The organism is Saccharopolyspora sp. NPDC000995, assembly GCF_053599315.1.
The window spans coordinates 19,949-29,065 of the sequence record NZ_JBSFLZ010000095.1 but is presented as its reverse complement, the minus strand read 5'-3'; the positions used below and the strand labels follow the sequence as shown (position 1 = coordinate 29,065).

Sequence of the window (9,117 nt, the reverse complement as noted above, 5' to 3'; positions counted from 1 at the left end):
CCCGACAGACTGGGGCCTGCTACCGGGCGCTCCGGTGCCTACCCGGACGGGACTCTCACCCGCTGGCCTGGTCCAGCTTCCAGGACGCAACATGCCCAGACCCTATGAGACCGAGGTCGGCGACCGGACAGATCACCGCTGCACCATTCGGGTCCACTGTCCCCGAGCGGTCACCAGGAGCGCAGGGTGGCGATGCGTTCTTCGAGCTGTTCGACGGTGGCCATCGCGGTGGGTGGCCCGCCGCAGGTCTTCTGCAGCTCGTTGTAGATCTTGCCGTGCGGCTTCCGGGTGCGGTGGTGGTGCAGCGACACGAGCGTGTTCAGCTCCTTGCGGAGTTTCTGCAACCGCTCCTGCACGGTCTGCGGCCGCGCGCGCTGCTCGGCCCGCTCAGCGGCCTTCGCCGCCTTCGCCACCGCCTCGCGCTTGCCGACGTCCTCCAACTGCTGCTCCTGGCGCTGCCGCAGCAGCGCGCGCACCTGGTCGGGTTCCAGCAGGCCGGGCAACCCGAGGTAGTCCTGTTCCTCCTCGGTCGTGCTGAACGCGGCCGTGCCGAACGACGAGCCGTCGTAGATCACCTGGTCCAGCTCGGCCTCAGCGCCCAGCGAGGTGAACGCCTTCTCGTCCTCCCCGGGCTCGTCGCGCTTGCTGTTGGCCGCGGCCAGCAGCTCGTCGTCCCAGCCGTCCTTCTCCCGGTGCGGCTTGCCGAGCACGTGGTCCCGCTGCGCTTCCAGCTGGCTGGCCAGCTCAAGCAGCACCGGGACGCTCGGCAGGAAGATACTCGCTGTCTCGCCCTGCCGCCGGGACCGCACGAACCGGCCCACGGCCTGCGCGAAGTACAGCGGCGTCGAGGCGCTCGTGGCGTAGACGCCGACCGCCAGCCGCGGCACGTCGACGCCTTCGCTGACCATGCGGACCGCGACCATCCAGCGGTCCTCGGACTCGGCGAACTCGGCGATCCGCCCTGACGCCTGCGGGTCGTCGGAGAGCACCACCACCGGGTCGTGCCCGGTGAGCCTGTGCAGGGTCTTCGCGTAGGCCTTGGCCGTGACGTGGTCGGTGGCGATCACCAGGCCACCGGCGTCCGGGATGCCGCCTTTGCGCAGCTGCGTCAACCGGGTGTCGGCGGCCTGCAGCACCGTCGGGATCCACTCCCCGGCCGGGTCCAGGGCGGTCCGCCAGGCCCGCGCGGTCTGCTCGGCGGTCAGCGGCTCGCCGAGGCGGGCGCTGAACTCGTCGCCTGCGTTGGTGCGCCACCGGGCCTCGCCGGAGTACGCCAGGAACAGCACCGGCCGCACGACGCCGTCGTTGAGGGCGTCGGCGTAGCCGTAGGAGTGGTCCGGGCGGCTGCGCAGCGAGCCGTCGGCGTCGGGTTCGTAGCCGATAAACGGGATCGGCGAGTCGTCGCTGCGGAACGGGGTACCGGTCAACGACAGGCGCCGCACGCCCGGGGTGAACGCCTCCCGGATCGCATCGCCCCAGGACTTCGCGTCGCCCGCGTGGTGCACCTCATCGAGGATCACCAGCGTCTTGCGACGTTCGGTGCGCACCCGGTGCAGCGTCTGATGCGCCGCGACCTGCGCGTAGGTCACCACGACGCCGCAGTAGTCGCTGGAGGTGATGCCGTCGCTGTTGCGGAAGTTGGAGTCCAGCGGGATGCCCGCGCCGCCGGCGGCCAACGCCCACTGGTGCTTGAGGTGCTCAGTGGGAGCCACCACGGTTACCGCCTCGACCGTGCGGTCGGCCAGCAGTTCCGCGGCGACCCGAAGCCCGAAGGTCGTCTTGCCCGCTCCCGGCGTCGCGACCGCCAGGAAGTCCTGCGGCTTGCTCGACAGGTACTTGGTGAGGGCTCGCCGCTGCCAGGCACGTAGTGGCCGGGAAGGAGCCTGTGAGGGGTCGCTGAGCACGGATCGAACGGAATGGTCGAGTTGCGCTTCGGACACGCCGGCTCGCCGCTCCTTCCTTCTGTCTCCCCTGCTAATGGCGAGGGCGCACCACTGCACAGCCCCGCGGCCGCCCGCACGCGCGATGGGCGTCGATCGACTCGAAGCGGGCCGCCGTGCAGCTTACCTTTCGAGTCCGGGCCGCACCGGAATGGCCGGAGGAGACCTACATGACACTCCGCGTTTCCGGCGGTTTTGGCGGGCCGACGCCCGCGCCCGCAGCCAATGAAGCATCCTTATGGGTGCCATGGGTCAGCCGAGTCCACAAGACCACCGGGGACGCAGTGCGACCGTCGCACCACGGGAAGCCCCAGTGCGGCGCGGGCCACTGCGTCTGGTCATGCGCACGCTCGACAAGGCGTGGTGGGACAACATCTTCTCGGAATCGGCGGCCGCCGCGTTCTGGCAGACGCTGTCCATGCCACCGCTGCTGCTCGGGCTGCTAGGCAGCCTCGGCTTCGTCGGCGACTGGTTCGGCCCCACGGTCGTCGACGCCGTGCACAACAAGATCCTCGCTTTCTCCCGCAGCGTGTTCACGGCGAACGTGGTGGACCAGATCATCGGCCCCACGGTCGCCGACATCCTGACCAAGGGGCGCAGCGAGATAGTCTCGGTCGGCTTCGTGATATCGCTGTGGGCAGGTTCTTCGGCACTGGCGTCGCTAATCGACTCGATCACCCTCGCCTACGGCCAGTACCTGGTGCGCAACAGCGTGTGGCAGCGGATCTTCGCGCTGCTGCTGTACCTGGTGTGCCTGATCGTCGCGGTGGTCGGGCTGCCGGTGGTCGCGCTGGGCCCGGACTGGCTGCCGACGGTCTTCCCGCAGGACTTCCAGGACGACATAGCCTGGCTGATCCAGGCGTTCTACTACCCGGCGACGGCCATCGGCCTGGTGGTCGCGCTCGCGACGGTGTACAAGGTAGCGCTACCGCGGAAGCTGCCGTGGCACCGCGGCCTGCCCGGGGCGCTGCTGGCGATGGCGATCTTCCTGTGCGCCAGCATCGGCCTGCGGCTCTACATCACGTGGGTGACCAGCACCGGCTACACCTACGGCGCGCTGGCCACCCCGATCGCGTTCCTGCTGTTCGCGTTCTTCATCGGGCTGGCGATCATCATGGGCGCGCAGTTCAACAACGCGATCCAGGAGATGTGGCCGGCGAAGATGACCCGCCGGGAACGCCGGCGGTGGCGGCGCCTGGAGATGAAGCGGCTCGCGCAGCGGATGCACACCGAAGAGGGCTACCACGCTTGGCGCAACGGCCAGGCCGAAGAGGGCGAGGAGAAGCCGAAACCTACCGCGGAGCCGCCGCAGAATGGCGTCCCGCCGCCGAAGCAACCGAAGGACAAGCAGGCCGAACCGCACGGCGGCTGAATGCCGCCGCGCGATGGTCCTTGGTTCAGTCCTTGCCGCCCGGGGGCAGGGACTCGAAGATCTCCTTGCAGTCCGGGCAGACCGGCGAGCCCGGCTTCGGCGACTTCGTGACGGGGAAGACCTCTCCGCACAGCGCAACCACCACCGTGCCCATGACCGCACTCTCGACGATCTTGTCCTTCTGCACGTAGTGGAACATCTCCGGCCGGTCGTCACTGGTCTGATCAGTGGTCTCGGTCCGGGTATCGGTCTCCGGCATCGTCATCGTGCTCATGCTCCAATGATGCCGCACGGCACCGCTGCATGTCGCCGACCGGCCGGGCGGAACTCTCAGGCGCCCTCGATGACCTGGTGGCTGCGGGATTCTATCGAGTGCCGCGAGCGGCGGAACCGGTTCACGTGCTCGCGCTTCTTCGCCGGGCGGTCGTTGGCGATGAGCACCGCCATCCACGGCAACGGGATGGAAATCGCCAGGATGATCAGTGACAACCACCACAACTGCCACAGCTGGAACACCACTGCTGCAATGACCAGACACGGGATGCGACTGGCCATCATGATCGCGTACCTGCGCCGACGTTGCGCCTGCTGATCGTCGTAGGACGGCTGTGCCTCGGTGATCAGCACCGGGGTGTCGTCACGATGTGAGCTGTTCACGACGGTACCTCCGAGTTTCATGCTCCCACCCGATCGCCTCCGCCGATACCCCGGGTTCGCGATCACCGCAACTCCAGCGATCGGCCTGCCCCAGAGGTTGACCGGTAGGACGCAACGCCGAAACCTCGCCGGGTTAGATTCGATCGGGATCAACGGTACTGGAGGGCGAATGCTGTACGCGGTGAGCAAGCGGGTCGTGGGTGCGGTTGCACGGACGATCTACCGGCCGACCGTGATCGACGCCGACAAGGTGCCTACGACCGGACCGGTGATCTTGGCCCCGAACCACCTCGCCGTGCTCGACAGCTTCATCGTGCCGCTGGTGCTGCCGCGCCAGGTGGCGTTCCTGGCAAAGGCCGAGTACTTCAAGGGCACCGGATTCAAGGGCTCGGCGACCAAGTGGCTGTTCGGCTCGCTCGGCGCGATCCCGGTGGAGCGCGGGCGCGGGCGCGCCGCGAAGGAGGCCCTCGACGCTGCGGAGCAGGTGCTGCGCGGCGGCGGCGCGTTCGGCATCCACCCGGAGGGCACCCGCTCGCCCGACGGGCGGCTGTACCGGGGGCGGACCGGCGTGGCACGGCTGGCGCTGAGCACCGGCGCGCCGGTGGTGCCCGTCGCGTTGACCGGCACGGACAAGCTCCAGCCGCAGGGCAAGAAGCTCCCCCGGCTGCACCCGGTGACCGTCCGCTTCGGTGACCCCCTGGACTTCGCCCGCTATGCCGGGATGGAGGGTTCGCTGCCGGTGTTGCGCTCCATCACCGACGAGATCATGTACGCCATCGCCGAGCTCTCCAACCAGGAGTACGTCGACCGCTACCAGAGCCCCGGCGCCGCCGCGGCGGCCTGATCCCGGGCGCATCCGGCATTCAGCCAGCGGCTGGCTGACCTGTCGTTGTGGGCGCTGGACCAGAAGTGGTCGGCGCACCGGACGCCGTGGGCGATCCAGTCGTTGCAGGCGACCTGGAGTCGGTCGGCGATCCTGAAGTCGTCTCCGCCGGCGGTGAACTGGTGGGGACGCTGGTCGCCGTCGCCGTCGCCGCCGTGCTCGACGTGGTCGATGCGGCGGGCGGGCCGGGCGGCTCCTCCGGCCTGGAACCCGTCGGCGGGTCCTGGATGCCGTGGCACTGCTCGTAGGTCAGGACGGCGCAACGATCCGCCCCGATCGCCGGCTCGCCCCGCGTGGGCCGCAGTTGGTCGTCGATCCACGGATCGCTCGAGCGCGCATTGCCGTTCCCGCCGACATAGCCGCACGCCTTGTTCGTGATGGCGTTCGGGTTGTTCGGGTCGTCGAATCGCGGTGCGGCGTCCGGCTCGCAAGTAAGGCCCACCGGGTTCGGCGTGCGGTCGGCTACCGGCACCCGAGACGACATCTTCCTCGGTAATGGGCTCACCAACGGCGCAACGGGCGGAGGTAGCAACTTCGGCGGTGCGGTGCTGCAGGCGCCCATGGCGAACATCAGGCCCGGCAATGCGACGGCGACGGCGTAGCGAGTCATAGGCGGTCCCCCAGTGCGAAGGGCCGGTGCGTCACTGGCCCTGTCATGGGTTCCGCGTTGACGTTGCCGGACGTTATCCGGTTACCATCCGTAGTGTCGCCCCATCAGTCCGGATAGCGGATGAACTCAGGCAGGACGTGATCCACCAGCCAGACGCCGTTCGCACTGACCCGGAACTCGTGCCGGCTCGCGTGCATCCCGGCGGCGTCCACGGTCAACACGACCGGCCGCCCCCGCCGCGCGCCGACGCGCTTCGCGGTCTCGCGATCTACCGACAGGTGGACGTGATGCCGGTTCATCGGCCGCAACCCCTCGGCCCGGATGCCCGCCAGGTTGCGCGAGACCGTACCGTGGAATAGCAGCGCAGGTGGTTCGGTCACCGGCAGGTCGAGGTCCACCGCGACCGAATGCCCCTGGCTGGCCCTGATCCGGTCGCCCTCGATGACGTACCGCTGCTTGTCGTTGGCCTCGACGACCCGCACGAGCTCCGCCCGCGAGATCGGAAACCCGTTCGAGGCGGCCGCCGCGAGCAGCACGTCGATGGCCACCCAGCCGTGCCCGTCCAGCTCGAGCCCGATCCGCTCGGGCTGGTGCCGCAGGTGTTTGGCCAGGTACTTCGAGACCCGCACCAACCCGCGCTCGTCCATCAACGCCTAGCCCTTGGCGGCCTTGGCCGCGGCCTTCTGCTCCTTCTTCCAGGCGCGCACCTCGGCGAGGGACTGATCGTCGACGACGTCGGCGATCGAGCGGCGGGCGTCCGCGTCGCCGTAGGCACCGGCTGCCTCGCGCCACCCGGTCGGCTCGACGCCGCGCTGCTTGCCCAGCAAGGCGAGGAAGATTTGCGCCTTCTGGTCGCCGAACCCGGGCAGCGCCTTGAGCCGCTTCAGGACGTCCCTGCCGTCGGGATCGCCCTCGGTCCAGATGGCGTCGGTGCGGCCGCCGTAGTTCTCGACGATGTACTGGGCCAATGTGTGCACTCGCCGCCCCATCGACCCGCCGTAGCGGTGGATCGCGGGCTTCTGCACGCATAGCTCGACGAAGTCGTCGGGGTCGGACTCCGCGATCTTGGCGACGTTAAACCCGCCCATCCGGTCGGCAATCTTCTTCGGCCCCGCGAACGCGATCTCCATGGAAATCTGTTGATCAAGAAGCATGCCCGTGAGCAGCGCAAACGGATCGTCGCTGAGCAGCTTGTCGGCATCGGCATCGCCGGTCAGGTGCAACGTTCGGCTCATGGGGCCATCGTGGCACGCGGCGAGACGAACGCCACAACAGGTGGGTACACACTCGGGCGGCGAGAAGGCCAAGCTGCTGTCGGAGTTGGACGCCGCCTTGCGGCAGGGGTCAGATCTATGTGAAACACGCATCGGGGGCGGCTTGGCCGTCGAAGGGCCGCGATCGGGTGGCCCGGCAACATGCAGATGAGCGGCTCGTCAGTTCGGCGTCACCAGTGGTGCGCGGGCAGGGGCCCGAGCCCGGCTTTCCCCGGGCCCTGCCTTCGGAACCAGCCGTCGATCAGCTCGACGACCCGACCCTGCGCGCTTCCTCCCTTGATCAGCGCGCTCATGCGCTGGGCCTCCGGTCATGTTCGCGCAGGAGAGGGAACGTGCGCGATCGAATTTCCCGTGCTCCGCGGCCGGGTGCTCCAGATGCACGAACGGGTGGTCGTGTGAGGATCGGGGCGTGATTCCAGACCTTTCCCATGACCGCATCGATCGACTTCGTGACGCCTTCCAGGCCGCCGGGTACGACGCCGACGGCGTCGTAGAGCTCCTCGGTCCCGAGGCGCATGCCGCGCTGGGCCGCGGCGAGCCCGTTCCCGCGCTGCGCGCGACCGCCGATGCTGGCGCGCTCGGCACCCTGGTCCGGTTGTTCCTGCTCGGCCAAACCGTGTCGCGGGCCGCCGCTGAAGCCGCGCTGGCTCCGCTGTCGCTTTCCGAGGCAACGGTCGCCGGGCTGCTCGTCGACGACGGCGACGGGCTGCGCGCGGGGCTCGACGTCCGGCCGCACGGCGTCGACGACGCGTCGTGGTGGGTGGTCTCGGACCTGGACTCGGAGCTGCGCGGCGGGCGTCCCGTGGAAGCCGACCACGTGCTCGGCGTCGGGCACGCGTCGCTGAGCCTGGTCCGGGCGACCTCTCGGCGGCCGGTCGGCTCGGTACTCGACCTCGGCACAGGTTGTGGTGTGCAAGCCCTGCACGCGAGCACGCACGCGCAGCGGATCACCGCGACCGACGTGTCCAAGCGGGCGTTGGCGCTGGCCGGGGCGACGTTCCGGCTCAACCGCATCGACGTCGAACTCGCCGAAGGCGAGTGGTTCGACCCGGTGCGGGGCCGCAAGTTCGACCAGGTCGTGTGCAACCCGCCGTTCGTGGTCGGCCCGCCGCGCACCGACTTCACCTACCGCGACTCGGGGCTGGCCGGTGACGATGCGAGCGCGCTCGTCGTGCGCCAGCTCCCCGGCTTCCTCGCCGAGAGTGGCACCGGCCAACTGCTGGCCTCCTGGGTGCACCGGGAAGGCGAGGACTGGCAGGACCGGGTATCCCGCTGGCTGCCGCCGGGCGGCGGCGTGGACGCCTGGTTCGTGCAGCGCGACGTCGCTGATCCCGCCCTCTACGTGGGCACCTGGCTGCGCGACGCCGGATACGACCTGCGCTCCCCGCAAGGCCTGGGGAAGGCCGCCGAGTGGCTGGACTGGTTCGAGACCAACGACGTGATCGGGATCGGCTTCGGGTTCGTCACGCTCCGCCGCACCGACGCGCGCGGCGAGGTCGTGTGCGAGGACCTCCGGCACGCCTTCGACGATCCGCTGGGCCCAGAATCGGACCAGTGGCTGCGCCGGGTCGACTGGCTGCGCGCGCACGACTCCGCCGAGGCGCTGCTGACGGCCCGTCTGGTCACCGCGGACAGCACCGTGCTGGAAGCCGTCTCCGAACCAGGTGACGAAGGCTGGCACCCGGTGGTGCACCGGCTGCACCGCACTGACGGGCCGGGCTGGCAGCACGAGATCGACGAGCTGGGCGTGCGGCTGCTCGCCGGGTGCCGCGGGGCGCTGCCGCTCGGCGAACTCCTCGAACTGCTCGCGATGGGCTACGGCGAAGACACCGCGGAACTGACCCGGGCCGCGATCCCGATGGCGCGCGAACTCGTCCGGCACGGAATGCTGCTGCCGGCGGAATGGGCGGGCGGTGACCAATGAGAGCAATCGCCACCCGGGTCACTCGCGCCTCGGTAACTGTCGACGGCGTCGTGGTCGGCAAGATCGAAGAACCCGGTCTGTTAGTGCTATTGGGCGTGACGCATTCCGACGGGCCTCAGGAAGTCGTAAAAATGGCCCGCAAACTCCACGAGATACGGGCGCTGCGCGACGAGGAGTCCTGCGCCACGACCGGGGCGCCACTGCTCGTCGTCAGCCAGTTCACGCTCTACGGCTCGACCAAGAAGGGCCGCCGCCCGTCCTGGACCGAGGCGGCCCGGCCCGAACAGGCGGAACCGCTGGTAGAGGCGGTGGTGGCCGAGCTGCGCGAGCGGGGCGCGAAGGTCTCCACCGGGGTATTCGGCGCGATGATGTCGGTGGAGAGCGCGAACGACGGGCCATTCACCCTTTTGGTTGAGGTCTAAATGTAACGAGAGCTCTCAGCAAATACTCAGACTTG

Annotated in this window: 11 protein-coding genes; 5 read left to right on the top strand and 6 right to left on the bottom strand. The window is 69.2% G+C overall.

Annotation, left to right across the window (positions count from 1 at the left end; translation table 11 throughout):
- Positions 1 to 170: 170 nt before the first annotated feature.
- A complete protein-coding gene (locus ACWDKQ_RS25840) occupies positions 171 to 1,940 on the bottom strand; it encodes a DEAD/DEAH box helicase (RefSeq protein ID WP_450141349.1) in 1,770 nt (589 codons plus the stop codon).
- Positions 1,941 to 2,253: 313 nt separating this feature from the next.
- On the opposite strand from ACWDKQ_RS25840, the gene ACWDKQ_RS25835 reads away from it, so the two are divergent.
- On the top strand, positions 2,254 to 3,312 hold the full coding sequence (locus ACWDKQ_RS25835; protein WP_450141348.1) for a YihY/virulence factor BrkB family protein: 1,059 nt from the start codon (positions 2,254 to 2,256) through the stop codon (positions 3,310 to 3,312).
- A 25-nt stretch (positions 3,313 to 3,337) separates the two neighbouring features.
- On the opposite strand, the gene ACWDKQ_RS25830 is transcribed toward ACWDKQ_RS25835, so the two are convergent.
- Together ACWDKQ_RS25830 and ACWDKQ_RS25825 are read right to left on the bottom strand one after the other, a co-directional pair.
- On the bottom strand, positions 3,338 to 3,586 hold the full coding sequence (locus tag ACWDKQ_RS25830) for a DUF3039 domain-containing protein (RefSeq protein WP_450141347.1): 249 nt from the start codon (positions 3,584 to 3,586) through the stop codon (positions 3,338 to 3,340).
- Between the two features lie 56 nt (positions 3,587 to 3,642).
- Positions 3,643 to 3,990: a DUF3099 domain-containing protein gene (locus tag ACWDKQ_RS25825; protein ID WP_450141346.1), complete on the bottom strand. Its 348-nt coding sequence runs from the start codon at positions 3,988 to 3,990 to the stop codon at positions 3,643 to 3,645.
- A gap of 148 nt (positions 3,991 to 4,138) precedes the next feature.
- On the opposite strand from ACWDKQ_RS25825, the gene ACWDKQ_RS25820 reads away from it, so the two are divergent.
- Positions 4,139 to 4,813, top strand: coding sequence for a lysophospholipid acyltransferase family protein (locus ACWDKQ_RS25820; protein WP_450141345.1), 675 nt, complete (start codon positions 4,139 to 4,141; stop codon positions 4,811 to 4,813).
- 65 nt (positions 4,814 to 4,878) lie between these two features.
- Positions 4,879 to 5,100, top strand: a complete 222-nt coding sequence (locus ACWDKQ_RS25815) for a hypothetical protein (RefSeq protein ID WP_450141344.1) — start codon at positions 4,879 to 4,881, stop codon at positions 5,098 to 5,100.
- 466 nt (positions 5,101 to 5,566) lie between these two features.
- On the opposite strand, the gene ACWDKQ_RS25810 is transcribed toward ACWDKQ_RS25815, so the two are convergent.
- From ACWDKQ_RS25810 to ACWDKQ_RS25800, 3 genes are all read right to left on the bottom strand, one after another.
- Entirely contained in the window at positions 5,567 to 6,109 is a 543-nt protein-coding gene (locus ACWDKQ_RS25810) for an RNA 2'-phosphotransferase (protein WP_450141343.1), read from the bottom strand.
- Between the two features lie 6 nt (positions 6,110 to 6,115).
- Complete coding sequence (locus tag ACWDKQ_RS25805; RefSeq protein ID WP_450141342.1) at positions 6,116 to 6,697, bottom strand: HhH-GPD-type base excision DNA repair protein; 582 nt, start codon at positions 6,695 to 6,697, stop codon at positions 6,116 to 6,118.
- A gap of 209 nt (positions 6,698 to 6,906) precedes the next feature.
- A complete protein-coding gene (locus ACWDKQ_RS25800; RefSeq protein ID WP_450141341.1) occupies positions 6,907 to 7,029 on the bottom strand; it encodes a hypothetical protein in 123 nt (40 codons plus the stop codon).
- Positions 7,030 to 7,145: 116 nt separating this feature from the next.
- Between ACWDKQ_RS25800 and ACWDKQ_RS25795 the strand changes: the two genes are divergently transcribed.
- A complete protein-coding gene (locus tag ACWDKQ_RS25795; protein WP_450141340.1) occupies positions 7,146 to 8,660 on the top strand; it encodes a DUF7782 domain-containing protein in 1,515 nt (504 codons plus the stop codon).
- Positions 8,657 to 9,082, top strand: coding sequence for a D-aminoacyl-tRNA deacylase (gene dtd, locus ACWDKQ_RS25790; RefSeq protein ID WP_450141339.1), 426 nt, complete (start codon positions 8,657 to 8,659; stop codon positions 9,080 to 9,082). Before ACWDKQ_RS25795 ends, dtd begins: the two co-directional genes overlap by 4 nt.
- Positions 9,083 to 9,117: the final 35 nt, after the last annotated feature.

Bases quoted from the DNA above. Each gene is read 5' to 3' on its own strand.
- ACWDKQ_RS25810 (WP_450141343.1), bottom strand. From the start codon at position 6,109: ATGGACGAGCGCGGGTTGGTGCGGGTCTCGAAGTACCTGGCCAAACAC.
- ACWDKQ_RS25805 (WP_450141342.1), bottom strand. From the start codon at position 6,697: ATGAGCCGAACGTTGCACCTGACCGGCGATGCCGATGCCGACAAGCTG.
- ACWDKQ_RS25800 (WP_450141341.1), bottom strand. From the start codon at position 7,029: ATGAGCGCGCTGATCAAGGGAGGAAGCGCGCAGGGTCGGGTCGTCGAG.
- ACWDKQ_RS25825 (WP_450141346.1), bottom strand. From the start codon at position 3,990: ATGAAACTCGGAGGTACCGTCGTGAACAGCTCACATCGTGACGACACC.
- ACWDKQ_RS25820 (WP_450141345.1), top strand. From the start codon at position 4,139: ATGCTGTACGCGGTGAGCAAGCGGGTCGTGGGTGCGGTTGCACGGACG.
- dtd (WP_450141339.1), top strand. From the start codon at position 8,657: ATGAGAGCAATCGCCACCCGGGTCACTCGCGCCTCGGTAACTGTCGAC.
- ACWDKQ_RS25830 (WP_450141347.1), bottom strand. From the start codon at position 3,586: ATGAGCACGATGACGATGCCGGAGACCGATACCCGGACCGAGACCACT.